General features: G+C 69.5%; 24 protein-coding genes and 1 tRNA gene. 9 read left to right on the top strand and 16 right to left on the bottom strand.

Going from position 1 to position 24074, the window contains the following annotated elements; translation table 11 throughout:
* Window positions 1-9 precede the first annotated feature (9 nt).
* A complete protein-coding gene (locus tag CAL24_RS03060; protein ID WP_094805696.1) occupies window positions 10-915 on the bottom strand; it encodes a DMT family transporter in 906 nt (301 codons plus the stop codon).
* A 16-nt stretch (window positions 916-931) separates the two neighbouring features.
* On the bottom strand, window positions 932-1429 hold the full coding sequence (locus CAL24_RS03055) for a YbaK/EbsC family protein (protein WP_028354836.1): 498 nt from the start codon (window positions 1427-1429) through the stop codon (window positions 932-934).
* 123 nt (window positions 1430-1552) lie between these two features.
* Here CAL24_RS03055 and CAL24_RS03050 point away from each other — a divergent pair, with 123 nt between their 5' ends.
* Complete coding sequence (locus CAL24_RS03050; protein WP_094805695.1) at window positions 1553-2356, top strand: alpha/beta fold hydrolase; 804 nt, start codon at window positions 1553-1555, stop codon at window positions 2354-2356.
* Between the two features lie 15 nt (window positions 2357-2371).
* Here the strand turns inward: CAL24_RS03050 and CAL24_RS03045 are convergent, their stop codons facing one another.
* The 5 genes from CAL24_RS03045 to CAL24_RS03025 all read right to left on the bottom strand — a co-directional run bounded on the left by CAL24_RS03045 (window position 2372) and on the right by CAL24_RS03025 (window position 7852).
* Window positions 2372-3118 carry a TerC family protein gene (locus CAL24_RS03045; protein ID WP_028354838.1) on the bottom strand — a complete coding sequence of 249 codons (747 nt, stop codon included), beginning with the start codon at window positions 3116-3118 and terminating at the stop codon, window positions 2372-2374.
* Between the two features lie 69 nt (window positions 3119-3187).
* On the bottom strand, window positions 3188-5302 hold the full coding sequence (gene fusA, locus CAL24_RS03040) for an elongation factor G (protein ID WP_028354839.1): 2115 nt from the start codon (window positions 5300-5302) through the stop codon (window positions 3188-3190).
* 146 nt (window positions 5303-5448) lie between these two features.
* Entirely contained in the window at window positions 5449-5913 is a 465-nt protein-coding gene (locus CAL24_RS03035) for a universal stress protein (RefSeq protein WP_028354840.1), read from the bottom strand.
* Between the two features lie 91 nt (window positions 5914-6004).
* Window positions 6005-6349: a TIGR01244 family sulfur transferase gene (locus CAL24_RS03030; protein ID WP_094805694.1), complete on the bottom strand. Its 345-nt coding sequence runs from the start codon at window positions 6347-6349 to the stop codon at window positions 6005-6007.
* Between the two features lie 96 nt (window positions 6350-6445).
* Complete coding sequence (locus tag CAL24_RS03025) at window positions 6446-7852, bottom strand: PLP-dependent aminotransferase family protein (RefSeq protein ID WP_094806481.1); 1407 nt, start codon at window positions 7850-7852, stop codon at window positions 6446-6448.
* A gap of 163 nt (window positions 7853-8015) precedes the next feature.
* On the opposite strand from CAL24_RS03025, the gene CAL24_RS03020 reads away from it, so the two are divergent.
* Genes CAL24_RS03020 through CAL24_RS03010 form a run of 3 tightly spaced genes read left to right on the top strand, consistent with a single transcriptional unit; the run spans window position 8016 to window position 10508 of the window.
* The gene (locus CAL24_RS03020; RefSeq protein WP_028354843.1) at window positions 8016-8924 is read left to right on the top strand and encodes a DMT family transporter; all 909 of its coding nucleotides are present in this window, start codon (window positions 8016-8018) and stop codon (window positions 8922-8924) included.
* Window positions 8921-9553, top strand: a complete 633-nt coding sequence (locus CAL24_RS03015; protein ID WP_028354844.1) for a LysE family translocator — start codon at window positions 8921-8923, stop codon at window positions 9551-9553. Before CAL24_RS03020 ends, CAL24_RS03015 begins: the two co-directional genes overlap by 4 nt.
* A 40-nt stretch (window positions 9554-9593) precedes the next feature.
* Complete coding sequence (locus tag CAL24_RS03010) at window positions 9594-10508, top strand: alpha/beta hydrolase (protein ID WP_094805693.1); 915 nt, start codon at window positions 9594-9596, stop codon at window positions 10506-10508.
* 10 nt (window positions 10509-10518) lie between these two features.
* On the opposite strand, the gene CAL24_RS03005 is transcribed toward CAL24_RS03010, so the two are convergent.
* Window positions 10519-11487: a ChbG/HpnK family deacetylase gene (locus CAL24_RS03005; RefSeq protein ID WP_094805692.1), complete on the bottom strand. Its 969-nt coding sequence runs from the start codon at window positions 11485-11487 to the stop codon at window positions 10519-10521.
* Window positions 11488-11605: 118 nt separating this feature from the next.
* Here CAL24_RS03005 and CAL24_RS03000 point away from each other — a divergent pair, with 118 nt between their 5' ends.
* A complete protein-coding gene (locus CAL24_RS03000) occupies window positions 11606-12124 on the top strand; it encodes a GNAT family N-acetyltransferase (protein WP_094805691.1) in 519 nt (172 codons plus the stop codon).
* Between the two features lie 64 nt (window positions 12125-12188).
* Here the strand turns inward: CAL24_RS03000 and CAL24_RS02995 are convergent.
* From CAL24_RS02995 to CAL24_RS02970, 6 genes are all read right to left on the bottom strand, one after another.
* Window positions 12189-12263, bottom strand: a tRNA-Val gene (locus CAL24_RS02995).
* A 63-nt stretch (window positions 12264-12326) separates the two neighbouring features.
* Window positions 12327-13049, bottom strand: a complete 723-nt coding sequence (dnaQ, locus tag CAL24_RS02990) for a DNA polymerase III subunit epsilon (protein WP_028354858.1) — start codon at window positions 13047-13049, stop codon at window positions 12327-12329.
* Window positions 13050-13054: 5 nt separating this feature from the next.
* On the bottom strand, window positions 13055-16141 hold the full coding sequence (locus tag CAL24_RS02985; RefSeq protein WP_094805690.1) for an efflux RND transporter permease subunit: 3087 nt from the start codon (window positions 16139-16141) through the stop codon (window positions 13055-13057).
* Window positions 16138-17247 carry an efflux RND transporter periplasmic adaptor subunit gene (locus CAL24_RS02980; protein ID WP_094805689.1) on the bottom strand — a complete coding sequence of 370 codons (1110 nt, stop codon included), beginning with the start codon at window positions 17245-17247 and terminating at the stop codon, window positions 16138-16140. The genes CAL24_RS02985 and CAL24_RS02980 overlap by 4 nt, the downstream gene beginning before the upstream one ends.
* A gap of 186 nt (window positions 17248-17433) precedes the next feature.
* Window positions 17434-17898 carry a ribonuclease HI gene (gene rnhA / locus CAL24_RS02975; protein ID WP_028354861.1) on the bottom strand — a complete coding sequence of 155 codons (465 nt, stop codon included), beginning with the start codon at window positions 17896-17898 and terminating at the stop codon, window positions 17434-17436.
* 41 nt (window positions 17899-17939) lie between these two features.
* Window positions 17940-18713 carry a methyltransferase domain-containing protein gene (locus CAL24_RS02970; RefSeq protein WP_094805688.1) on the bottom strand — a complete coding sequence of 258 codons (774 nt, stop codon included), beginning with the start codon at window positions 18711-18713 and terminating at the stop codon, window positions 17940-17942.
* A gap of 18 nt (window positions 18714-18731) precedes the next feature.
* On the opposite strand from CAL24_RS02970, the gene gloB reads away from it, so the two are divergent.
* The 3 genes from gloB (at window position 18732) to fabI (ending at window position 21794) form a co-directional block, all read left to right on the top strand.
* Window positions 18732-19541: a hydroxyacylglutathione hydrolase gene (gloB, locus tag CAL24_RS02965; protein ID WP_038853677.1), complete on the top strand. Its 810-nt coding sequence runs from the start codon at window positions 18732-18734 to the stop codon at window positions 19539-19541.
* Between the two features lie 13 nt (window positions 19542-19554).
* Complete coding sequence (locus CAL24_RS02960) at window positions 19555-20922, top strand: transglycosylase SLT domain-containing protein (RefSeq protein ID WP_028354864.1); 1368 nt, start codon at window positions 19555-19557, stop codon at window positions 20920-20922.
* 86 nt (window positions 20923-21008) lie between these two features.
* Window positions 21009-21794, top strand: coding sequence for an enoyl-ACP reductase FabI (gene fabI / locus CAL24_RS02955; protein ID WP_028354865.1), 786 nt, complete (start codon window positions 21009-21011; stop codon window positions 21792-21794).
* A 30-nt stretch (window positions 21795-21824) separates the two neighbouring features.
* On the opposite strand, the gene CAL24_RS02950 is transcribed toward fabI, so the two are convergent.
* On the bottom strand, window positions 21825-22223 hold the full coding sequence (locus CAL24_RS02950) for an OsmC family protein (protein ID WP_028354866.1): 399 nt from the start codon (window positions 22221-22223) through the stop codon (window positions 21825-21827).
* 143 nt (window positions 22224-22366) lie between these two features.
* On the opposite strand from CAL24_RS02950, the gene CAL24_RS02945 reads away from it, so the two are divergent.
* Window positions 22367-23047, top strand: coding sequence for a tellurite resistance TerB family protein (locus CAL24_RS02945; protein WP_028354867.1), 681 nt, complete (start codon window positions 22367-22369; stop codon window positions 23045-23047).
* A 64-nt stretch (window positions 23048-23111) separates the two neighbouring features.
* Here the strand turns inward: CAL24_RS02945 and nadC are convergent, their stop codons facing one another.
* On the bottom strand, window positions 23112-23978 hold the full coding sequence (gene nadC, locus CAL24_RS02940; protein ID WP_094805687.1) for a carboxylating nicotinate-nucleotide diphosphorylase: 867 nt from the start codon (window positions 23976-23978) through the stop codon (window positions 23112-23114).
* Window positions 23979-24074: the final 96 nt, after the last annotated feature.

Here is a 24074-nt window from a genome sequence, read left to right as displayed (position 1 = left end):
CCTGCCGCCCTACCCGGCCGACACCGCCAGCAACAGGCCCACGCCCGCGACGATCAAGGCAACGCCGGCCAGTTCCCGGCGGCTGGCGGTTTGCGCGAACAGGCGGCGTGACAGCATCTGGGCGAACAGGACTTCCACCAGCCCCAGCGTGCGCACATTCGCGGCGGCCGTGAGGGCAAAGCCGATGAACCAGCCCTGCGAGGCCGAGGCGCCCAGCAGCCCGCCCCAGATGGACGCCCGCCAGGCGGCCATGCAGGCCAGCAGCAGGGCGCGGTTGAACAGCGCCATCCAGACCACCAGCAGCAGCGTCTGGACACCCAGCGACCAGGCCAGCGTCCAGGTCGCCCGCAGCACAAACCCGCCGCTATCGAGGGCCAGGATGGCGCCGCGAAAGCCGATCGCCGACAGCGCGAAGAATGCGCCCGAGACCAGCCCCAGCAAAGCGGGCCGCAGACTGCCCCGGCCGGCGGCCGCGGCGGGATCCACCGACATCAGCACCACCCCCAGCGTCGCCAGCATCACCGCGACGATGCCGGCGAGCGATAGCGGGTCGCCCAGCACCGCGAAACCGAACAAGGCCACCTGGACCGGCTCGGTCTTGGTCCACGCCGTCACCACCACGAACGAGCGCTCGCGCATGGCGGCGAGCATCAGCGCAGTGGCGGCGATCTGGGCCAGCGCGCCGCCCAGGACGAACCCGGCGAACTCGCGGTTGCCGCCCGGCGCGGGCTCGCCGCCGACGGCCAGCACCACGCCCAGGAACAGCAGCGCGAACGGGAAGCCGAACAGGAAGCGCACCTGCGTGGCGCCCAGCGTGCCGAGCGTGGCGGTCAGGCTGCGCTGCACCGCGTTGCGCCCGGCTTGCGCGGCGGCGGCGAAGATAGTGGCGGGAATCCAGACCCAGGTCCAATCCATGACAGCGGCCTGGCGGTCAGGCGCGCTGGGCCACGTCCGCCACCGGCGCGCCGGTCATGCCGGCCAGCTGTTGCGGACTGAGGCGGAACACCGCATGCGGGTGGCCGGCGGCGGCCCACAGCGTGTCGAACTGGAACAGGTCCTGGTCGAGCAGCATGACGGGCTTGACGATATGGCCGATGGGGCAGACGCCGCCGATGGCGTAGCCGGTCATGTCGCGCACGAAGCGCGCGTCCGCCTTGGCGAGTTCTCCTACCAGGCCGGCCACCTTGGCTTCGTCCACGCGGTTCACGCCGCTGGCGATGACCAGCACCGGCGCATCGTCGGCGCGCCGGCGGAAAATGATGGACTTGGCGATCTGCGCGACCTGGCAGCCCAGGCCTTGGGCGGCCTCGGCGGAGGTCTTGCCGCTTTGCGGCAGCATGACGACGGGATGCTCGTGGCCCAGGTCTTGCAGCAGGCGGGCCACGCGCTGCGCCGACTCGGGCAGGGACAGGGCGTTTTCAGCGGACATGCGTGAGGGTTCCATTGACAAGCGGCGCGACGCGTGCCGGCCGCGGGACAAGGCCACCGAGTGTAACAGCGGCCGGCGCGGAGGGCGCTAGAATCACGCGCTGGCATCCTCGTACCGGTCCCCATGCGCTCAGAACCCCAATTACCCCTGCAAACCGCCGACGTGGACGGCTACGCCATGGCGTACGTCGAATACGGGCGCGGCACGCCGCTGGTGCTGGTGCACGGCTCGCTGTGCGATTGCCGGTACTGGAAAGCGCAGATGGGGCCGCTGGGCCGCTCCTTCCGGGTGCTGGCGCCGAGCCTGCGCCACTACTGGCCGCAGCAATGGGATGGCGGCGAGTTTTCGCTGGCCCGGCATGTCGAGGACCTGCTGGCCTTCATCGAGACAGTCGGCGAAGGCGCGGCGCACGTGGTGGGCCACTCGCGCGGCGCCCGGGTGGCGCTGGAGGCGGCCCTGCGGGCGCCGCAGCGCGTGCGCTCCCTGACGCTGGCCGATCCGGGCCTGCCGCTGCCCGGCCGCGCCGATGACCAGCGGGGCGGGTTCCGGCAGCGCGCGCTGGCCCTGATCGACGCGGGCGACGTCGACGCCGGGCTGGCCCTGTTCGTCGACACCGTTTCCGGACCGGACACCTGGCGCCGCATGGTGCCGTGGTTCAAGGACATGGTGCGCGACAACGCCTCGACGCTGGGCGGCCAGGCGCGGGAAACCCTGCCGGCCCTGGGCCGCGAACAAGTGCAGCGGCTGGCGCTGCCCACGCTGCTGATCGGCGGGGCGCTCAGCCCCCCGCCCTATCCCGCCGTGCTGGACATGCTGTCGGAATGGCTGCCGGGCGCGCACAAGGAAGTGATCGCCGGTTCCTCGCACGGCATGAACCTGGGCAATCCGCGCGCCTTCAACACGGCGATCGAGAACTTCCTGGCCTGAAGCCCGGCCGGCGCCTCAGGCGGACGCCTTGCGGCGCGCCCGCGCGCGCCGCGCCATCATGTTGAGGCCTTCGATCAGGGCCGAGAATGCCATCGCGGCATAGATATACCCCTTGGGCACATGCGCGCCGAAGCCCTCGGCGATGAGCGTCATGCCGATCATGAGCAGGAAGCCCAGCGCCAGCATGACCACGGTGGGGTTGCGCTGGATGAAATTGGCCAGGGGGTTGGCCGCCACCAGCATGACCGTGACCGCGACGATGACGGCGATGACCATGATGGGAATGTGCTCGGTCATGCCGACCGCGGTGATGATGCTGTCGATGGAGAACACCAGGTCCAGCATCAGGATCTGGCCGATGGCCGCCGCGAAACTGATGGTGGCGGTCTTGCCCTCGAACATGTCGCCCTCGGGGTTGGGGTCGACATGGTGGTGGATTTCCTTGGTGGCCTTCCAGACCAGGAACAACCCGCCGGCGATGAGGATGAGGTCGCGCCAGGAAAAGCCGTGGTCGAACAGCGTGAACAACGGCGTGGTGAGCCGCACGATGAACGCCACCGTGCCCAGCAGCGCGAGCCGCAGGATGAGCGCCAGGCCGATGCCGATGCGCCGCCCGCGGGCCTGCTGGTGCTCGGGCAGCTTGTTGGTGAGGATGGAAATGAAGATGAGGTTGTCGATGCCAAGCACGACTTCCATGGCGATGAGGGTCGCCAGCGCCGCCCAGGCGGCGGGTTGCTGGGCAAGCGAAATCAGGTAGTCCATGAGCCCTCCGGCAGGTGTGTTGCGATCATAGCCGGGCGCATGGGCGCTGGCTATATCGGCGTAGCGACACTAGCGGACCGTGCCGCCGTGGGCGGCGATGACCTGTTCGGCCACCTGGCGCGGCGCCTCGGCGTAGTGCTTGAACTCCATGGTGTAGGTGGCCCGCCCCTGGGTCAGCGAGCGCAGCGCCGTCGAATAGCCGAACATCTCGGCCAGCGGCACTTCCGCCCGCACCAGCTTGCCGCCGCCGCCGGCGATGTCTTCCATGCCCTGCACCATGCCGCGCCGCGACGAGAGATCGCCCATGACATGGCCGGTGAAGTCCTCGGGCGTCTCGACCTCGACGTGCATCATGGGCTCGAGCAAGGCCGGGCGGGCGCGCCGCATGCCGTCCTTGAACGCCATGGATGCCGCCATGCGGAAAGCGTTCTCGTTGGAATCGACGTCGTGGTAGGAGCCGAACACCAGGGTCACTTTCACGTCGACCACCGGATACCCCGCCAGCACGCCGGCATTGAGGCTTTCGCGCACGCCGCGGTCCACCGCGGGAATGAACTCGCGCGGCACCACGCCGCCCTTGATGGCGTCGACGAACTCGTAGCCCGCGCCCGGCGGCTGCGGCTCGAGCTTGAGCACCACGTGGCCGTACTGGCCGCGTCCGCCGGACTGCTTGATGAACTTGCCCTCGACCTGGTCGCAGGTGCCGCGGATGGTCTCGCGGTACGCGACCTGGGGCTTGCCCACCGTGGCCTCGACGCCGAATTCGCGCTTCATGCGGTCGACCAGGATCTCCAGGTGCAGCTCGCCCATGCCGGAGATGATGGTCTGGCCGGACTCTTCGTCGGTGCGCACGCGGAACGACGGGTCTTCCTGGGCCAGGCGGTTCAGGGCGAGGCTCATTTTTTCCTGGTCGGCCTTGGTCTTGGGCTCGACCGCCTGCGAAATGACCGGCTCGGGGAAGGACATGCGTTCGAGGATGATCACGTGCGCCGGGTCGGTCAGCGTGTCGCCGGTGGTGACGTCCTTGATGCCCACCGCCGCGGCGATGTCGCCGGCATAGACCTCGCTGATCTCGCGGCGCTCGTTGGCGTGCATCTGCAGGATGCGGCCGAGCCGCTCTTTCTTGCCCTTGAGCGGGTTGAGCACCGAATCGCCCGACTTGACCACGCCGGAATACACGCGGAAGAACACCAGTTGACCGACGAACGGGTCGGTCATGATCTTGAAGGCCAGGGCCGAGAACGGCTCGTTGTCGGCCGGATGCCGCTCGATCTCGCGGTCGCGCTCGTCGTGGCCCTTGATGGCGGGCACGTCGACCGGCGAAGGCAGGTAGTCGATGACCGCGTCCAGCATCGCCTGCACGCCCTTGTTCTTGAACGCGCTGCCGCACAGCATGGGGACGATTTCGTTGGCGATGGTGCGCAGGCGCAGGCCGCGCTTGATATCGTCTTCGGACAGCGGCTCGCCCGACAGGTATTTTTCGAGCAGCGCCTCGTCGGCCTCGGCGGCCTTCTCGACCATGCGGTCGTGCCACTGCTGCGCCGTGTCGGCGAGTTCGGCCGGGATGTCGCGATACTCGAACTTCACGCCCTGGCTGGCCTCGTCCCAGATGATGGCCTTCATCTTGACCAGATCCACCACGCCCTCGAAGTGGTCCTCGGCGCCGACCGGGATCTGGATGGGCACGGCATCGCCCTTGAGGCGCTCGGCGATCTGCTTGTGCACGCGGAAGAAATCGGCGCCGACGCGGTCCATCTTGTTGACGAACGCGATGCGCGGCACGCCGTACTTGTTGGCCTGCCGCCAGACGGTCTCGGACTGCGGCTGCACGCCGCCGACCGCGTCGTAGACCATGCAGGCGCCGTCGAGCACGCGCATGGAGCGCTCGACCTCGATGGTGAAATCGACGTGGCCGGGCGTATCGATGATGTTGATGCGATGCTCGGGATAATTGCCCGCCATGCCGCGCCAGAACGCGGTGGTGGCCGCCGACGTGATGGTGATGCCGCGTTCCTGTTCCTGCTCCATCCAGTCCATGGTGGCCGCGCCGTCATGGACTTCGCCCAGCTTGTGGGTGATGCCGGTATAGAAGAGGATGCGCTCGGTGGTCGTGGTCTTGCCCGCGTCGATGTGAGCGCTGATGCCGATGTTGCGGTATTGTTCGATGCGCGTCTTGCGAGTCATGGCGGCCCCTGGTCAGGTGAATCCGGCTGGGATGGCGGGCAAGCCCACGGGGCTTGCGCCATCGCCGATATTACGCGCGCATGGTTGCCGGACGCCATATAGCCCTGTCCGCGCCACAGGTATGGGTGGCGCGGCGGGCCGGGGGATTACTTCTTGTCTTCCTTGACGCGGTAGACCAGCACCGCGGTGGTGGCCAGCGACAGCACCTTGGCGGTGACGCTGCCCAGCAACAGCCGGGACAGGCCGCTGCGGCCATGGCTGCCGATGAAGATCAGGTCGCAGCCGTTTTCGGAGGCGGCCTGGACGATGCCGTCGGCCACGTTGAAATTCGACACGGCGCGCGACTGCGCCTTGACGCCCGCCGTCTCGGCGCGGTCGAGGATGGCCTTCAGGTACTTTTCGGCCTGCTCGGCGGAGGCTTTTTCGTAGTCTTCGTCGGTGATGGCATAGGCCGCGGCCATGCCGTCGAAGCCGATGGTGGCGGCGAAGGGCTGGGTGACGTGCAGGGCAACGACTTCGGCGCCGACCGATCGCGCGAAGCAAATGCCCGCGTTCGCGGCCTGCGCCGAAAGCGGGGAGCCGTCGGTGGGAATCAGGATTTTCTTGAACATGTTGCCTGCTCCTGTCTGCTGGTAAGAGCACTCATGCTACCGGAAAACCTATGCTTTCCGCATTGCGGTCTTCCCGCAGCGTTGAGAGCCATCAAGGCATCTGCTGCGATGCCACGAACAGATTAGTGCAACGCGTGCCGGTGCGGCAATACGCCAGCACGGGGCCGGGCAGCGTGCGCAGCAGCTCGGCGAAGCGCGCGACGTCGGCGGCGGTCATGGCGCTGCCGATGACGGGCTGGTACTCGACCTGCAGGCCGGCTTCCAGGGCTGCCTTCGAGACCGCGGCGGCGGTGGGCTGGTCGGGACCGCCTTCGAAATCAGGGCGGTTGATGATGACGCTTTTATACCCGGCTGCCGCCACGTCGGCCATGTCTTCGGGCGACAACTGCGGGGCGACGGCGAACTGCTCGGTCAGCGGCTTGATGGGGACAGCCATGGGAATTCCTCGAATGATGAAGCCTGGGAAAGAGAGAAGAACAGTATATGTCTTCCGCGCCCGGGACGCCCGGCGGCCCCGCCGGCAATCGGCTCCTCAGCGACCCGGCGCCGCCAGCACCTCGGCCACTGCCTTCCAGATACCCGGCGTGCTGACCATGGCCACGGAAAAACGCAGCATGGACGACGGCGCCTGCACGGGCGAAAACAGGCTGCCCGGGGCCAGCAGCAGGCCGCGATCGGCGGCCGTGCGCGCCAGGCCTTCGGCATCGCGGCCGCAATCGGCCCAGACGAACATGCCGGCGTGGGGCTCGTGCGGGATGCCGAGCCCCAGTTCGGCCAGGGCGGCCAGGCACTGCTGGCGGGCGGCATTGACGCGTGCCCGTACCCGCTCGACGTGGCGGCGGTACTGGCCCTCGACCAGCACGCGGTGCACCACCCGCTCGCCCAGCTCCGGGGTGGTTAGCCCGGCCAGCATTTTCAGGTCGGCCAGCTTCTGCACCAGTTCGGCGTTGCCGGCCAGATAGCCCACGCGCAGGCTGGCGGCCAGCATCTTGGAAAACCCGCCGGCCAGGATCACCCGGTTGAGGCGGTCGAGCGAGGCCAGCTTCATGGCCCCGCCGGGGTGGAGTTCGCCATACGTGTCGTCTTCCACCACCAGGAAATCGTGCCGCTCGGCCAGCCGCAGGATGTCGTAGGCGGCGCCGGCCGACAAGGTGTGGCCGGTCGGGTTGTGCACCGCGCTGTTGATGATGAAGAGCCGCGGCTTGTGCAGGGCGGCCAGGCGGTCCAACTGCTCGATGTCGGGGCCGTCCGGGCCGCGCGGCACCCCGATGAGGCGGGCGCCGAATGCGGCCAGCCGGCCGAAGATGACGAACCAGGCCGGGTCTTCGACCAGTACGGCGTCGCCCGGCCGGATGAAATGGCGGGCGACCAGGTCGAGCCCATGCGTGACGCCGTTAGTGGTGAGCAGGTTGTGGTCGGGATGAGCGGGCACGCCGTCGGCCTGCAGGCGCGATGCCAGTTGCTGCCGCAACGGCGCATAGCCGAGCGGCGAGCCGTAGGTCACCAGCTGGCCGCGCACCGAGCGGCCGACCGCCCGCACCGCGGCCGCCACCATGCCGGGGTCGAGCCAGTCGGCCGGCAGCAGCCCGGCGCCGCCGGGCATGGCCGAGTCCGGCTCGCGGAACATGCTGCGCAGCAGCCAGGCGACGTCGATGCGCACCGGCGCGGCCTGCCCGCCGGCCGGGCTACGCACGGCCGCCGCCGCCAGGGGCCCCCGGCGCGCCCGCACGAAAAAGCCCGCACCGCGCCGGGATTGCACCAGTCCGCGCGCGACCAGCCGGTCGTAGGCTTCGACCACGGTGAAACGGCTCACGCCGGCCTGTTCGGCCATCTTGCGTATGGACGGCAGCCGGGTGCCGGGGCGCAGGCCCTGGTCGTCGATGCGGCGGGCCACGTCGTCGGCCAGCTGGGCCACCAGGGTGGCATCTGCCTGGCGCACGGGCCGCCAATCGGCGGCGGCCTCGGAAGGGGACACAACTGTCATGGTCGAGTTACCAGGCCAGTAATCAAGCTGATATGGTGAAGTGTATCGGTACTGTACTGCCCGATTTGCGTAGAGTGGCAGGAATCCCGCTTGTCAGCAAGCCCCTGAAGCCGCCCCCATGCCACGCCCCGCCGCCTACGCCGCCCCATCCCCCGCCACGCCGCTCTGGGAGGGCTATGGCTACGGCCTGCTGGGTGTGCTGGTGTTTTCGCTGACCCTGCCCATGACCCGGGTGGCGGTGGCCGAGCTGCCGCCCCTGCTGATCGGGCTGGGCAGGGCGCTGCTGGCGGCCGTGCCGGCGGCGCTGCTGCTGTGGGCGACCCGCAGCCGCCTGCCCGCGCGCGGCGAATGGACCGGCGTGCTGCTGGCCGCGCTGGGCATCGTGGTCGGCTGGCCGCTGGCCTCGACGCTAGCCATGGCGAGCGTGCCGGCGGCCCATGGCGCGGTGTTCAACGGGCTGTTGCCGCTGTCGACGGCGCTGTTCGCCGCCTGGCGCAGCGGGGAGCGTCCCTCCCCGGCATTCTGGGCCTGGGCGGTGGCGGGCGCGATCCTGGTTATGGCTTTCGCGCTGCGCCAGGGCCATGGCGCCCTGCAGACCGGCGACCTCTGGCTGCTGCTGGCGGTATTGCTGGGCGGAATGGGTTATGCCGAGGGCGCGCGCGCCTCGCGCACGCTGGGCGGCTGGCGCACCATCTGCTGGGCGCTGGTCGTGAGCGCGCCGGTCGTGGCGGTGCCGGTGGCATGGCTGGGCGTGGATACCGCCTGGCCCAGCGCCGCGACCGTCGCCGCCTTCGGCTATCTGGCCTTCGGCTCGATGTTCCTGGGGTTCTTCGCCTGGTATCGCGGCCTGGCCGTGGGCGGCATCGCGCGGGTCGGCCAGGTGCAGCTGCTGCAGCCGTTCCTCACGGTGGCGGCGGCGGCGCTGCTGTTCCACGAGGCCGTCGAGCCGGCTACTTTCCTGTTCGCGCTGGCCGTCATTGTCGTCATTGCCGGCGGCCGCCACGCCATCGTCCGGAGCGCATCATGAACCATCCCGCCGACGGACAGATGTGGGTGCTGCTGGGGCCGCTGGCGCTGTTCGCGCTGGTCAGTTCCATCACCCCGGGGCCCAACAACATCATGCTGGCCTCGTCGGGGCTGACCTTCGGCTTCCGGCGCACGATTCCGCACATGCTGGGCGTGAACCTGGGCTTCACCCTGATGCTGGTGCTGGTGGGGGTGGGGCTGGGCGCCGCCTTCGAGCAGTTTCCGTGGCTCTATACGGTGCTGAAGTACGCCGGGGCGCTCTACCTGCTGTACCTGGCCTGGAAGATCGCCCTGGCCGGGCCGCTGGAAAGCGGCGCGCAGCGCGGCCAGCCTTTCACGTTCCTGCAGGCGGCGCTGTTCCAGTGGGTGAACCCCAAGGCCTGGGTCATGGCGGTGGGGGTCATCGCCACCTATACGCCGCAGGCCGGCTTCTACTTCAACTTGATGCTGGCGGCCCTGGTGTGCTGCCTGGTCAACCTGCCCAGCATCGGCATCTGGGCCGCCTTCGGCGCGGCGCTGCAACATGTGCTGCACCGCCCGATGGCGATCCGGCTGTTCAACATCGGCATGGCGCTGCTGCTGGTGGCCTCGCTGTACCCGGTGGCCCAGGAGCTGGCCGCGCTGGTCTAGGACTGCGGAACCCGCCGCGCCCGGCGCGGTCATACCGCTCATGTCCCTGCTGCCCCGTCTTTCCCTGCGCCGCCTGCTGGGCGTCGGCCTGGTGGCCGCCGCCAGCGCGGTCGGCTGCACCCAGCTCGACGCCTGGCAGCGGCAGGCGATCTTCTCGCCCGAGGCCGACCAGCAGCGCTGGTGGCGCGAGCCGCCCGCCGGCACCGAGGTCTTCGACCTGGCCCTGGCGGACGGCGACAAGGTCCACGCCTGGTACTGGCAGCACCCGCGCGCCGACGCGCCGGCGGTCCTGTACCTGCACGGCGCACGCTGGAACCTGAACGGCAGCGCGTTCCGCATGGAAGGCTGGACCCGCATGGGCTATTCCGTGCTGGCCATCGACTACCGCGGCTTCGGCGAATCGACCCCGCTGCTGCCCTCCGAAGAGACCGCTTTCGAAGACGCGGCCGCCGCCCTGCGCGAACTGGCGCGCCGCCAGCCCGATGCGGCGAAGCGCTTCGTGTACGGCCACAGCCTGGGCGGCGCCATCGCCATCGACCTGGCGGCGCGGCCCGACATGCCGGCCTTCGCCGGGCTGATCGTCGAATCCAGCTTCACCAGCGTGGCCGCCATGCTGGGCACTCTCAAGTGGGGCAAGCTGCCCGGCGCCAGCCTGCTGGTCACCCAGCCGTTTGCCTCGGTCGAGAAAATCGCGACCCTGACCACGCCGATGCTGTTCCTGCACGGCACGGCCGACCGCGTGGTGCCTCACACCATGAGCGACGAACTGTTCGCCGCCGCCCTGAAGGCGCCGCCCGGCCTGAAACGGCTGGTGAAGATCGACGGAGCTTCGCACTCGGGCGCGATCCGCAGCGGCGCGGCCTACGAGACCGCCGTGCGCGGCTTCATCCGCGACGCCAGCCGCGCCTACGCGCCGGCCGCCGGCGGCAGCATGGCGGCCGCCGGGCCTCTCTGAACGTCCCGCGCTAGGCCGGCCGCGCCACCCGCACGCCATTCAGGCGCATCCAGTCGCCCAGCTCGGGGCGGGCCAGCACGTCGAATTCCGCCGCCCGCTGGCTCGCCAGCGCGTCCGTCGCGCCCGGCAGGGCCGGATGGCAGAGCAGCAGGTCGCCATCGCGCGCGTTGTGCAGCCAGTGCTGCAACAGCCGCGCATAGCGCCGCGCGCCGCCCTGCTGGCCGTAGACGCCGAGCAGGCGCCGATTGGTGCGCCAGCCGTCGCGGCTGGCCACCCGGGCCACCGCCCCGGCGCCCAATGCGCCGACCAGCCGCGCCCGGGCGGACTCGCGCAGGGGAATCCCCTCCTGCATGCCGGGCGCCGTGTGGCGCAGCCACGGCGGGCGCTCGCCGTAGCGCCGCTGCAGCATGTCCAGCAGCCGCGGCAGCACGCCGGGCAATTGATGCACGTGCTGGTGTCCATCGACATAGTCGGGCGCCCGGCCCAGCACGCGCTCGAAGGCGTCGAATTGACGCTCGAGCTGGTCGTCCAGCCAGGCGCCGTCCAGGCGGCCCGCGTAGGCGCGGGCGATCAGCGTCGACAGGGGCATCACGGCGGCCTGCGCCGGCGCGTCGAAGGCCTCGGTCAGATTCAGGTGCACGCCCAGGTCCAGGTCGAAGTCGCGCAGGCCCGGCCCATTGGCCGCGAAGCTGGGCCCCTGCGCCAGGCAACTGACGGCGCTGAGCCGGCCCAGCCGGGCCAGCCGCAGCATGCCGGCATCGATACCCGCGTTCATGCCGAAGTCGTCGCCGCACACGACAATGCGCTTCCACCAGCAGCCTTCGCCCTGCCCTGCGCCTGGACCCGCTCCGCCCTGCCCGCCCCGGCCGAACAAATGCGGAGCGCGCGCGGCGGCGCCGGCCGGCAATGGCCGGGCATGGCGCGCCTGGCCGCGGGGAAATGACTGGCTGCGTTCATCGGATCGGTCACGGGTCGTCATCGGCTTGCCTTCGCCACGGTGCATCGTGGCCAGACCATAACCGCCGCGGGTTTCCGCTTGATTGCAGCGCGCGCAAAGCCCCGCATCGATACAATGACGGCATCGTCAAGGAGCCCCGATGATCCCGCGCCACCGTGTCCGGCCGATGCGGCCGGAGGATGTCGAACCGGTGCTGCGTATCCAGTCCAGCGTCTATCCCGCCGCGCTGCTGGAAGGCGCCACCCTGTTCCAGAACCGCCTGCAGATTTCCCCCGGCACCTGCCTGGTCGCCGAAAGCGGGGCCGGCCTGCTGGGCTACCTGATCGCGTACCCGTGGCGGGCGGACCGCCCGCCGGCGCTCGACACCCCGCTGGACACGCTGCCGGAAGACGCCGACAGCTGGTTCGTACACGACTGCGCCGTGCTGCCGGCGGCCCAGGGGCTGGGCGTCGCCCAGGCCCTGCTGCACGGCGGCCTGGCCGTCGCGCACACCCGCGGCTTGCGGCACACCAGCCTGGTGGCCTTGCGCTCGGCGGTGGGCTACTGGGAGCGCCTGGGCTACCGCGCGGTGGCCGCCGATGCCGCGCTGCGCGGCAAGCTGGCGCAGTACGGCCAGGGCGCCCGCTACATGGTGCGCGCCCTGGCGGCGCCCACCTGACGCGCCGGCGCGGCGCCCCAATGACGAAGGGCCGGCAACATGCGTTGCCGGCCCTTCCGGTTTTTGGTGGGTGGTACAAGGTTCGAACTTGTGACCCCTGCCGTGTGAAGGCAGTGCTCTACCACTGAGCTAACCACCCAAAGAGGCGAAATTCTAGCACGGAAAATCCGCCCTGCGCAAACGGGCGGCAATCACGCCGGGTTCAGGCCGCCTGTGCGGGCGCATCCACGACGCGCCAGACGCAGGTGCCGCCCACCGCCTTGTCGAGGCTGGCGAGGTATTCCTCGTGCTCGGCCAGTTCCTCGGCCGAGGCGGGCACGACCTGCAGCACCGACGCGTCGAACGCCCCCAGGGCGATGCCGGCGCCGCCCTGCTGCCCGCCGTCGTCGACCTCGATCAACAGGGCGTCCTGGCCGCGCGTCATGGCCAGCCAGACTTCCGCCAGCAGCTGCGAGTCGAGCAAGGCGCCGTGCAGGGTACGGTGCGCGTTGGAAATACCGTGGCGGTCGCACAGGGCATCCAGCGAGTTGCGCTTGCCCGGGTACAGCGTGCGGGCATGCAGCAGCGAATCGGTGATCTGGGCGCAATGCTCGGTGATTTCGCCGTGGCCGATACGGGCCAGTTCGGCATTGAAGAACTTGACGTCGAAGCTGGCGTTGTGGGCGATGAGCTCGGCGCCGCGGATGAACTCGAGGAATTGCGCGGCGACGTCGGCGAAGCGCGGCTTGTCGGACAGGAACTCGGTGGTGAGCCCGTGCACCGCCAGCGCTTCGGGATCGCTGTCGCGGTCGGGATTCAGGTAAATGTGCAGGTTGTTGCCGGTGACGGTGCGGTTGACGATCTCGACGCAGCCGATTTCGACGATGCGGTGGCCCTGCGCGGGGTCCAGTCCGGTGGTTTCGGTATCGAAGATGATTTGGCGCATGGCGACTATTCTGAAGCGGGGGGCGTAATGCCGGGCGCGGCATGGCCGGACGCGGCGCGGCCCGAGGGCTGGCGCGCCTTCGCGACCAGGGTGTAGGCCACCGGCACCACGAACAAAGTCAATAGTGTACCCAGCATCAGCCCGCCCACCAGGACCCAGCCGATCTGCTGGCGCGATTCGGCGCCGGCGCCCTGCGAGACCGCCAGCGGCAGCGTGCCCAGCACCATGGCGCCGGTGGTCATGAGGATGGGGCGCAGCCGCAGCACGCTGGCCTCGACCACCGCGTCGATCATTTCGCGGCCCTGGTCGCGCAGCTGGTTGGCGAATTCGACGATCAGGATGCCGTGCTTGGTGATCAGCCCCACCAGGGTGATCAGGCCGATCTGGCTGTAGATGGACAGCGTGCCGCCGCTGAGCCACAGGGCCAGCAGCGCGCCGGTCATGGACAGCGGCACCGACAGCATGATGATGAACGGGTGGCGCCAGCTTTCGAACTGGGCCGCCATCACCAGGTAGATGAAGGCCAGCGCCATGGCGAACGCCAGGTAGATGCTGCCGGAGGAGTCGCGGAACTCGCGCGCCTGGCCGTCCAGGTCGGTGACCACCGTATGCGGCAGCACCTCGCGGGCCACGTCCTGCATGTGGGCCAGCACCTCGCCCAGCGCATAGCCCGGCGCCACGGCCGCCTCTACCTTGACGGCGCGCAGGCGGTTGAAATGGTTGAGCGACTGCGGCGAGACGCTTTCATGCACCGACAGCAGGTTGTCCAGCTGGACCATGCCGCCGTCGCGCGTGCGCACGTAGATGCCCGAGATATCGGCCGGGTTGGCGCGGTCGCGCGGCAGCACCTGCACGATGACGTCGTATTGCTCGCCCTGGTCCTTGAAGCGGGTGACCTGGCGCCCGCCCAGCATGGACTCCAGCGTGCGCCCCACCACGTCGACGCCCGCCCCCACGTCGGCCATCTTGTCGCGATCCACCTGGACGCGCAGCTCCGGCGTGTTCAGGCGCAGGTCGGTGTCGAGGTTCTGCAGCCCGGGATAGCCGCGCAGCGCGTCCAGGTAGACGTCGACCATGCGGGCCAGTTCCGGGTACGACGCCTGGCTCATGATCACGAATTCCACCGGCTTGGAGCGGGCCGACTGCCCGAGGGACGGCGGATTGGTGGGAAAGGCCCTGACGCCGGGCAGCGCGGCGAACTTCGGCTGCAGCTCGCGCGCGATCTCCTGCTGGCGGCGCTCGCGCTGCTCCCAGGGCTTCAGGCGCAGGATGGCCGTGGCGTCGCTGACAGTGGGATAGCCGACCGACACCTGGTAGGCCTCCGCCTCCGGAATGTCCTGGTAGTAGTGCTCGATGTCGAGCATGCTTTCCAGCGTGTAGTTCAGGGTGGCGCCCTCGGGCGCGCTGACCGTGCCGAAGATCACGCCGCGGTCCTCGATGGGCGCCAGCTCGCTCTTGACCACCGAGAACAGCACGCCGCTGGCCGCCGCCACCAGCAGCCCCAGGCCCAGCACCGCCGCGCGATGGCGCAGCGCCGCCGCCAGCGCGCGCCGATAGCCGCGCGCCAGGCCGTCGAGCCAGCCTTCCACCAGGTTGTACCAGCGGCTGTGGCGCGGCTCGTGGCGCAGCAGCACCGAGCACATCATGGGCGTGAGGGTGAGCGCCACGAAACCGGACACCAGCACCGCGCCGGCCAGCGTCAGCGCGAACTCGATGAACAGGCGGCCGGTGCGGCCCGTGGCGAAGGCCAGCGGCGCATACACCGTGACCAGCGTCAGCGTCATGGCCACCACCGCGAAACCGATTTCCCGGGCCCCCTGGAACGCCGCCTGGCGGCGCGGCACGCCCTCTTCGATGTGCCGGAAGATGTTCTCGAGCACCACGATGGCGTCGTCCACCACCAGCCCGATGGCCAGCACCATGGCCAGCAGGGTCAGCGTATTGACCGAGAACCCGAACAGGTACATGAGCCCGCAGGCGCCGATCAGCGAAACCGGGATGGTGACGATGGGAATGATGCTGGCCCGCAGGTTGCGCAGGAAGAAAAAAATGACCAGCACCACCAGCACGATGGCCTCGCCGATGGTATGGAACACCGACTGGATCGAGCGCTCGATGAACACCGACGAGTCGTAGGCGATGTTCAGTTTCATGCCGGCCGGCAGCGTCTCGTTGAGCTGCGCGACTTCGGCGCGCACGGCCTTGGACAGGTCGAGCGGGTTGGCGGTGGATTGCCGCGTCAGGCCGATATTGATGGCCGGCCGGCCGTTGAAGCGCGACAGGATGCGGTCTTCCGCGGCGCCGATCTCGACCCTGGCGACATCGCCCAGGCGCACGGGATAGCCCTTGACGTTGGCCACGATGATGGCGGCGAACTGGGGCGGCGTCTGCAGGTCGGTGGAGGACACCACCGAGAACTCGCGGTCGCGCGACTCGATGCGGCCGGCCGGGATCTCGACGTTCTGGCTGGCCAGCGCCGTTTCGACGTCCTGCACCGTCAGGCTGTACGCCGCGAGCTTGTCGCGGTCGACATAGATGCGCATGGACGGCAGCCGCTCGCCGTAGACGCGCACCTCGGCCGCGCCGGGCAGCACCGACAAGCGCGTCTTGATGTAGCGGTGGATGTAGTCGGAGGTCCGGATGGCGGACAGCGAGCCGGACTCGACCGCGATGTAGATGATGGGCAGCGCGTCGGCCTCGACCTTGCCGATGATGGGCTCGTCGATTTCGTCCGGCAGGTAGCGGCGCGCGCGCGAGACCTTGTCGCGCACCTCGGCGGCGGCCGCGTCCGGATCGCGCGACAGGTCGAACTTGATGTTGATCTGGCTGCGCTCGGTGCGGCTGCGCGAGGTCATGACGTTCACGCCCTCGATCCCGGCGAGCTGGTCTTCGAGCGGCTTGGTGACCTGCGACTCGATGACCTCGGGCGACGCCCCCTTGTAGGTCGTATTCACCGAAACGATGGGCTCGTCGATGTTGGGGTATTCGCGCACCGTCAGGCGGGAATACGAAATCAGCCCGATCAGCACGATGAGCAGCGACAGCACCGATGCGAACACCGGCCGCCGGATGCAGACATCGGACAGGATCATGGCCGCCGCGCCTGCGCCTGTGCGGCGTCGGGGTCGGCCACTACCTCGACCGGCGCGCCGTCAGTCAGGCGCTGGAAGCCGGCCACCACGACCTGGTCGCCCGCGGCCACGCCGGTGAGGATCTCGACCTTGCCGTCGCGCCGCTCGCCCAGCGTGACCTCGGCGCGATGCGCCCGGCCCTCGCGCACGTTGAATACGTACTGCGATTGCCCCGAGGGCGCCAGCGCCGCCTCGGGCACGGCCAGCACCTGGTCGGTGCCGAACAGCAACTGCACCCGCGCGAACATGCCGGGGCGCAGCCGGGCATCGGGGTTGGCCACGGTGGCGCGCAGCAGCACCGAGCGGCCGCCCGCGTCGACCAGCGGGCTGACGGCGTAGACCCGGCCTTCGCGCTCTTCGCCGGGCATGGCGTCCAGGCGCACGGTCAGCGCCTGACCGACCTGGACCCGGCTGAAGTACATCTCGGGCACGCGGAAATCCACTTTCAGCGGGTCGATGGCCTCGAGCGGGGCCAGGTCCTGCCCCTGGTCGACGTAGTCGCCCACCGACATGCTGCGCAGGCCGGCGATGCCGGCGAACGGCGCGCGGATGGTCATCTTGTCCAGGCGCGCCTGAGCCAGCGCGGCGGCGGCCTGCTGCACCTTGAGGTTGCTGGCGGCCTCGTCGCGCGCCTGCCGGCTGACGAAGCCGCGCCCTTGCAGGTCCACGGCCCGCCGGTAGTGGCTTTGCGCCAGCGCCAGGTTGGCCTGAGCCTGGGCCAGTTCGGCGCGGGGCACGGAGTCGTCCAGGCGCACCAGCACCTGGCCGCGCTCGACCGGCTGGCCCTCCTGGAAGTCGATATGCTGGATGCGGCCGGCGACTTCCGGGCGCAACATGACGGACTCATCGGAACGCAGGCTGCCCACCGCGGAAATGCCACGGGTGAAGCTGAGCTGCTCGACGCGCGCGGTCTGGACGCGGACCGTCTCGGCCTGCGGCGCCGGCGCGGCCGGCCCGGCGGACGTGGCGCCGCCGGCGCCGCCCAGCCAGCGCGGCGCCCAGAACCCCAAGGCCACGCCCGCGGCGAGCCCGGCCGCCACGGCGGCCACCAGTACAGCTTTTTTCATGCGCGACGATCGCGGTGCGTAAGAGCGCCCGGCTGCCGGCAGCGGCCCCGGGCGCGGTGAAAACGGGGATATTGCATGGCGCATCGGCGCCAGCGCTTACATACTGGCACAAACAGATGTGCCCCGGGTTGCGCAAAGGCGGTTACCAGGGTATTCCCCGATGCCTGGCAGGGGCAATCGGGGCGTTCAGGCCTTGCGGACGCTCTGCACCCCCAGGTTGGCGAGCGCGTCGGCGCGTTCGTTGCCGGGGTCGCCGGCATGGCCGCGCACCCAGCGCCAGGCCACCTGGTGCCGCGCGACCTGCTCGTCCAGGGCCTGCCACAGCTCGGCATTCTTGACCGGCTTCTTGTCGGCGGTGAGCCAGCCGCGCCGCTTCCAGTTGGCCAGCCACTCGGTCATGCCCTTCATGACGTATTGCGAATCGGTGTGGATCAGCACCCGGCAGGGGCGCTTCAAGGCGCGCAGGCCCTCGATGACGGCCAGCAGTTCCATGCGGTTGTTGGTGGTGCCGGCCTCGCCGCCGTGCAGCGTCTTTTCGTGCGCGCCGGCGCGCATCAGCACGCCCCATCCGCCTGGCCCCGGGTTGCCCTTGCAGGCGCCGTCGGTCCACATTTCGACCTGCTGGCCGTCTTCCGTATTGTTTGTCTGCATTGTTCCGAATATGAAGCGGCGGCCGCCGGTGCGGCCGCCAATCAGATGTCGCCGGGGTCGGCGTGGCGGTTGACCGCCACCGATGCCGCCCGGGCGCGCTTGCGGCGCGATTTCTTCCAGGCCGGCCCGATCAGCCGCATGCCGGCCACGCGCTTGACCGCCGACACCACGTAGACCGCCCCGCCCAGCGCCCACCAGCGTTGCCCGTAGGCTTCCATGAAGTGCCAGCGCCGCAGCCACTTTTCGGTGCGGCAGGCCGGCGAATAGCAGCCGAAACGGCCCGGCCCGACGTCGAACGAGAGCAGCTTCAGCCAGTCCTTCAGGCGCGGCAAGGATACCTGAGCCGAAGGCGGGTGCGGCAGCCAGGGCTCCATGCCGGGCATGCGATTGCGCGCCCCCCAGAGGCTCCAGGGGTTGAAACCCGAGATGACCAGCCGCCCCTCGGGCACCAGCACCCGCTCGGCCTCGCGCAGCACGTCGTGCGGCGCGTCGGTGCACTCGAAGACATGTGGCAGCACCAGCAGGTCGATGCTCTGCGACTCGAACGGCAGCGCGTCGGGGCGGGCCGCCACGCAGGCCTGCCAAGACGCGGCCTGCCCGGGGCCGGGCATGGGCACGCCCACCCAGCCCTTGAAGGGCATCCGGTTGGCGCGCAGCAGGTCGATCTCGGCCAGGCCGACCTGCCAGGCGTAATATCCGAAGACATCCGCCACCATGGCGTCGAACTGCGCGCGCTCCCAGGCCAGGACGTATTCGCCCGGCGGTGTCTGGAACCATTCGGCCAGTTCTACAATCGGCGGAGTTTCTTCGGTCACGTCGACGTTCCTGAAATTATGCAAGCCATGCCAGCCTACCCCGGCGACGGCGCCGTCCTGCCGCTGCCCGCTTTTTCAGACAACTATATCTGGGCCATCGTGCGCGGCGACAAGGCCGCCGTGGTGGACCCGGGGGAAGCCGGCCCGGTGCTCGACTTCCTGGCGCGGCGCGGCCTGCAACTGCGCGCCATTCTACTCACCCATCATCATGGCGACCACGTCGGCGGGGTGCTGGAACTGCTGCGCCAGGGGCCGGCCACCGTGTATGGCCCGGCCCACGAGCAGCTGCCGCACTGCGACGTGCGGCTGGCCGAGGGCGACCGGGTGGCCCTGCCCGAGCTCGACCTGGACCTGGCGGTGCTGGACGTGCCGGGCCACACCGCGGGCCACATCGCCTATCACGGCCGGGCGGCCGGGCAGTCGCCGCTGCTGTTCTGCGGCGACACGCTGTTCGCCGGCGGCTGCGGCCGGCTGTTCGAGGGCACGCCTGAACAGATGCACGCATCGCTGGAAAAGTTCGCCGCTTTACCGGCCGATACACAGGTTTGCTGCGCACACGAGTACACTCTAGCGAACTTGCGCTGGGCCACCGCTGTCGAACCGGCCAACCGCGCCCTCCAGCAGTGGTATCAGCAGGCCCGGCAACTGCGCGAGCAAGGCCGTCCCACGCTGCCATCCACGCTGGGGCTGGAGCGGGACACCAATCCGTTCCTGCGTACCCGGCAAGCCGCCGTGGCCGCGGCCGCCGCAAGCCATTCCGGAGGCGCCCTGGCCACGCCCGTGGCCGTGTTTGCGGCCTTGCGCGAATGGAAGAACAATTTCAAGTGACGACGACCCGCCGATGACCCTGTTCCGACTCCTGCTACCCCTTTTTCTCGCCATACTCGCCGGCTGCGCCGGCACTCCGCGTCAATCCCAGGTACAGGCCGTCGGCACCGCCAAACAGCCCTACGTCGCCAAAGACACTTCCCGCACCGTCGACCTGACCAGCCCGCCGGCCGACGCCTGGGACCGCATCCGCCGCGGCTTCGCCATCCCCAACCTGAACACCGACCTGGCCCAGGAATGGACCGACTACTACGCCGCGCACCCTGAATCGGTGCAGCGCATGGCCGAACGCGCCGGCAAGTACCTGTATTTCATCGTCGACGAAATCAACCGCCGCGGCCTGCCCACCGAGCTGGCCCTGCTGCCCTTCGTCGAGAGCGCCTACAACCCCACCGCGCTGTCGCGCTCGCAGGCTTCCGGCCTGTGGCAGTTCGTGCCGTCCACCGGCACCTACTTCAACCTGAAGCAGGACTGGTGGCGCGACGAGCGGCGCGACCCGATCGCCTCGACCTACGCGGCGCTCGACTACCTGGAAAAGCTGTTCGAGATGCAGGGCGACTGGTACCTGGCGCTGGCGTCGTACAACTGGGGCGAAGGCTCGGTGCAGCGCGCCATGGCCAAGAACGAGGCCGCCGGCCGGCCGTCGGACTACCTGTCGCTGGACATGCCCGAGGAAACCCGCAATTACGTGCCGAAGCTGCAGGCCATCAAGAACATCATCGCCAATCCGCGCAAGTACGCCGTGGTGCTGCCGCCGGTCGAGAACACGCCCTACTTCGCCATGGTCCGCAAGGACCGCGACATCGACCTGGAGGTCGCCGCCAGGCTGGCCGAGATGCCGCTCGAGGAGTTCAAGGCGCTCAACCCCTCCTTCAACCGCCCGCTGATCCGCGGCGAGCACCAGCCTACGCTGTTGCTGCCCACCGACCGGGTGGCCACCTTCAATGCCAACCTGCAGGCCTACAAGGGCGACCTGAGCTCCTGGAAGGTCTACAAGCCCCGGCGCGGCGAATCGTACGCCGCCATCGCCCAGCGCTTCGGCGTATCGGAGGCCGAGCTGCGCCAGGCCAACGACGTGCCCCGGCGCCGCAAGGTCGCCACCGGCGGCACCCTGCTGGTGCCGGGCGGCGCCCAGGGCGGCGGGGTACAGCTGGCTTCGCTGGAGACCCCGCCCGGCGCGCTCGAAGCGGCGCCCGTCACGCGCAGTGGCCGCCGCCCCAACGTGCGCACCCACAAAGTTCGTTCCGGCGATACGCTGTTCGCCCTGGCGCGGCGCTACGGCACCACGGTCGGCGCGCTGCGGGCGCTCAACAACCTGAAGGGCAACAACCTGAAAGTCGGCTCGCAATTGCGCATTCCGGGCACCGGCGCGCGCGGCTGACCGGGCCGGCGCCGCCCCGGGCGGCGGCGCGGCGCGGTTCCGCTCTAAAATAGCCGCCTTCCGCACGGAATTTAAGGACACGACACATGGGCTTTCTCGCCGGCAAGCGCATCCTGGTCACCGGGGTGCTTTCCAACCGTTCCATCGCCTACGGCATCGCGCAAGCCTGCCACCAGCAAGGCGCCGAACTGGCATTCACTTATGTCGGCGAACGCTTCAAGGACCGCGTCGGCGAGTTCGCCGCCGAGTTCGGCAGCGACATCGTCCTGCCCTGTGACGTTGCCGAAGACAACCAGATCGAGGCCGCGTTCGCCGAACTGGGCAAGCGCTGGGACGGCCTGGACGGCCTGGTGCACTCCATCGGCTTCGCGCCGCGCGAGGCCATTGCCGGCAACTTTCTGGACGGCCTGTCGCGCGAGAATTTCCGCATCGCGCACGACATCTCGGCCTACAGCTTCCCGGCCATGGCAAAGGCGGCGCTGCCGCTGATGGAAGGCCGCAAGGCGTCGGTGCTGACGCTCACCTACCTGGGCGCCGAGCGCGTGGTGCCCAACTACAACACCATGGGCCTGGCCAAGGCCTCGCTGGAAGCCAGCGTGCGCTACCTGGCCACGGCGCTCGGCCCGCGCGGCATTCGCGCCAACGGCATTTCGGCCGGCCCGATCAAGACCCTGGCCGCTAGCGGCATCAAGGATTTCTCGGTCATCCTGAAGTTCGTCGAGGCCCATGCGCCGCTGCGCCGCAACGTCACCATCGAAGAAGTCGGCAACGTGGCCGCGTTCCTGTTGTCCGACCTGGCCACCGGCGTCACGGGCGAGATCACCCATGTCGACGCGGGCTTCTCGACCGTGACCCCCGGCATGGAAGAATAAACGGCGGCCCGGCGCGGGGCGCGCCCCGCGCTACGCCGGCCGCACCACCAGGGTCGACACCTGCACGTCGACCGCGGTCATCAGCTTGTGCACCGGGCATTTCTCGGCGACCGCATGTAGTTCGTCTATCTGCGCATCGCTGAGCGCGCCGTGCAGGGTCAGCTTGGCGGTCAGGCGATAGATGCCCTTGCGCTCCTCGCCGGCATCGCGCACCACGTCCACATCGACGGATTCCAGCGGGATCTCCTTGCGCTGCGCGTACAGCATCAGCGTCATCGCCTTGCAGCCGCCCAGCGCGGTGTCGAAATAATCGTGCGGGTCCGGCCCGGCGCCCTGGGGCTGCGGCATATCCAGCGGCAGCGCATGGCCCTCGGCGGTGGCGGTGAATTGCAGGGTGCGGGGGGCATTCTGGCGCACGCGGATGGTCATTGGCGTCTCCGGCTGGCACGGCCCGGCGGGCCGTCGACGTCTTTTGTAGCATCTCCGGCCATGAATTGCTTGCTGACGGCAAACTGAACTCCCGGCCGCAACTGTGGTCTGATTGAGTTCCGCATTCTCGACAGGAGCCTTCCATGAGCGCCCGCCAGCTACTCGATCAACTTCTGCAATCCGGCCAGGGCCTGGCCCGCGACGCCTCCGCGCGCGTGCAATCGGCCACCTCCGGCGGCAACGGCTCGTCGTTCCTGGCGGGGCTGGGCGGCGGCGCGCTGGGCGCGGGCGCGCTGGGGCTGCTGATGGGCAACAAGAAGGCCCGCAAGATCGGCGGCAAGGTCGCCATGTACGGCGGCATGGCGGCGCTGGGCGCGCTGGCCTACCGCGCCTATGGCGACTGGCAGCGCAAGCAGGCCGAGGCGCCCGCCGCCGCGCCGCAGACCCTCGACCGCCTGCCCCCCGCCCAGGCCGAACAGCACAGCAGCGCCGTGCTGACCGCCATGATCGGCGCGGCCAAGGCCGACGGCCACATCGGCCCCGAAGAACGCCAGTTGCTCGAAACCGAACTGGGCAAGCTGTCGGGCGACGCCGCGGACCGCCGCTGGCTGGAAACCGAGCTGGCCCGCCCGCTCGACCCGGCGGCCGTCGCCAAGGCGGCCCAGACGCCCGAAATGGCTGCCGAAATGTATCTGGCCAGCCTCCTCGTGGTCGACGAAGAAAGCTACATGGAGCGCGCCTACCTGGACGAACTGGCGCGCCAGCTGCAGCTGGCGCCCGACCTCAAGGCGCAGCTGGAGGCCCAGGTCAGGATGCCGGCCTGACACCAACCGTGCAACCGCGGCCTGGGGCATTCCGCCCCTTGGCGGAAGCCGGACACTGGCCCAGTCAGCTATCCAGGCCGATATCCAGGACCCGCGCGCTGTGCGTCAGCCAGCCCACCGCGATCAGGTCGACCCCCGTGGCTGCCACGCCCGGCGCCGATTCGGGGGTGATGCGGCCCGAGGCCTCGGTGACGGCGCGGCCATCCACGCGGCGCACCGCCTCGCGCAGCGTGGCCACGTCCATGTTGTCCAGCAGCACCACATCCACGCCGATCTCCAGCGCCTCGTCGAGCTGGGCCAGCGTGTCCACTTCCAGTTCGATCTTCACCATATGCCCCACGGCCGCCCGCGCACGCTGCACCGCCTGGCGCACCCCGCCGGCCACGGCCACGTGGTTGTCCTTGATCAGCACCGCGTCGTCCAGCCCATAGCGGTGATTGCTGCCGCCGCCCACCCGCACGGCATACTTCTGCAGGGCGCGCAGGCCGGGCACGGTCTTGCGCGTGCATGTCACCTTGGCGCCATGGGGCCAGATGGCGTCGGCGATCGACGCGGTGGCGGTGGCCACCCCGCTCAGATGGCCCAGGAAATTCAGGGCGGTCCGCTCGGCCGTCAGCATGCCGCGCGCCGGGCCGCTGATGACGGCGATCTCCGAGCCAGGCCGCAGACGTGCGCCGTCGGCCAGCAACGGCTGGAAGTCGATGCCGGCGTCCATCAGGCGGAACGCCAGCCGAGCCAGGTCCAGCCCGGCCAGCACGCCCTCCTGGCGCGCGACCAGGCGCGTGCGGGCCTGCGCATCGGCCGGCACGATGGCGTCGGTGGTGATGTCGCCGGCGCGCCCGAGGTCTTCCAACAAGGCGGCGCGCACCAGCGGCTCGAGCATGACGGCCGGCAGGGGCGCGACCGGAACGATATCGACGGGCTTGTTCATGATTATGCTCAGATTGAGTATTGTGAAGGTCAAAAAAAGGCGGCGGACCGCAACCTTATGCTATGACTGAGCATAACTCGTGTCAAGGCGGCTATG

This window comes from Bordetella genomosp. 2 (genome assembly GCF_002261345.1).
In the GTDB taxonomy this organism is placed as follows: domain Bacteria; phylum Pseudomonadota; class Gammaproteobacteria; order Burkholderiales; family Burkholderiaceae_B; genus Bordetella_A.
Note: the sequence above shows the minus strand (reverse complement) of the source record. Positions and strands in the feature narration are given on the sequence as shown.

Excerpts from the sequence above, each read along its gene's own strand:
- CAL24_RS02950 (WP_028354866.1), bottom strand. The coding sequence starts at position 22,223 with ATGACCATCCGCGTGCGCCAGAATGCCCCCCGCACCCTGCAATTCACC.
- CAL24_RS02980 (WP_094805689.1), bottom strand. The coding sequence starts at position 17,247 with ATGAAAAAAGCTGTACTGGTGGCCGCCGTGGCGGCCGGGCTCGCCGCG.
- CAL24_RS03030 (WP_094805694.1), bottom strand. The coding sequence starts at position 6,349 with ATGGCTGTCCCCATCAAGCCGCTGACCGAGCAGTTCGCCGTCGCCCCG.
- CAL24_RS03055 (WP_028354836.1), bottom strand. The coding sequence starts at position 1,429 with ATGTCCGCTGAAAACGCCCTGTCCCTGCCCGAGTCGGCGCAGCGCGTG.
- CAL24_RS03010 (WP_094805693.1), top strand. The coding sequence starts at position 9,594 with ATGTCCCTGCTGCCCCGTCTTTCCCTGCGCCGCCTGCTGGGCGTCGGC.
- CAL24_RS03015 (WP_028354844.1), top strand. The coding sequence starts at position 8,921 with ATGAACCATCCCGCCGACGGACAGATGTGGGTGCTGCTGGGGCCGCTG.
- dnaQ (WP_028354858.1), bottom strand. The coding sequence starts at position 13,049 with ATGCGCCAAATCATCTTCGATACCGAAACCACCGGACTGGACCCCGCG.
- fusA (WP_028354839.1), bottom strand. The coding sequence starts at position 5,302 with ATGACTCGCAAGACGCGCATCGAACAATACCGCAACATCGGCATCAGC.
- CAL24_RS02985 (WP_094805690.1), bottom strand. The coding sequence starts at position 16,141 with ATGATCCTGTCCGATGTCTGCATCCGGCGGCCGGTGTTCGCATCGGTG.
- CAL24_RS03045 (WP_028354838.1), bottom strand. The coding sequence starts at position 3,118 with ATGGACTACCTGATTTCGCTTGCCCAGCAACCCGCCGCCTGGGCGGCG.
- CAL24_RS03000 (WP_094805691.1), top strand. The coding sequence starts at position 11,606 with ATGATCCCGCGCCACCGTGTCCGGCCGATGCGGCCGGAGGATGTCGAA.
- nadC (WP_094805687.1), bottom strand. The coding sequence starts at position 23,978 with ATGAACAAGCCCGTCGATATCGTTCCGGTCGCGCCCCTGCCGGCCGTC.
- CAL24_RS03005 (WP_094805692.1), bottom strand. The coding sequence starts at position 11,487 with ATGACGACCCGTGACCGATCCGATGAACGCAGCCAGTCATTTCCCCGC.
- fabI (WP_028354865.1), top strand. The coding sequence starts at position 21,009 with ATGGGCTTTCTCGCCGGCAAGCGCATCCTGGTCACCGGGGTGCTTTCC.
- CAL24_RS02960 (WP_028354864.1), top strand. The coding sequence starts at position 19,555 with ATGACCCTGTTCCGACTCCTGCTACCCCTTTTTCTCGCCATACTCGCC.
- CAL24_RS03060 (WP_094805696.1), bottom strand. The coding sequence starts at position 915 with ATGGATTGGACCTGGGTCTGGATTCCCGCCACTATCTTCGCCGCCGCC.
- gloB (WP_038853677.1), top strand. The coding sequence starts at position 18,732 with ATGCAAGCCATGCCAGCCTACCCCGGCGACGGCGCCGTCCTGCCGCTG.
- CAL24_RS02945 (WP_028354867.1), top strand. The coding sequence starts at position 22,367 with ATGAGCGCCCGCCAGCTACTCGATCAACTTCTGCAATCCGGCCAGGGC.
- CAL24_RS03020 (WP_028354843.1), top strand. The coding sequence starts at position 8,016 with ATGCCACGCCCCGCCGCCTACGCCGCCCCATCCCCCGCCACGCCGCTC.
- rnhA (WP_028354861.1), bottom strand. The coding sequence starts at position 17,898 with ATGCAGACAAACAATACGGAAGACGGCCAGCAGGTCGAAATGTGGACC.
- CAL24_RS03035 (WP_028354840.1), bottom strand. The coding sequence starts at position 5,913 with ATGTTCAAGAAAATCCTGATTCCCACCGACGGCTCCCCGCTTTCGGCG.
- CAL24_RS03050 (WP_094805695.1), top strand. The coding sequence starts at position 1,553 with ATGCGCTCAGAACCCCAATTACCCCTGCAAACCGCCGACGTGGACGGC.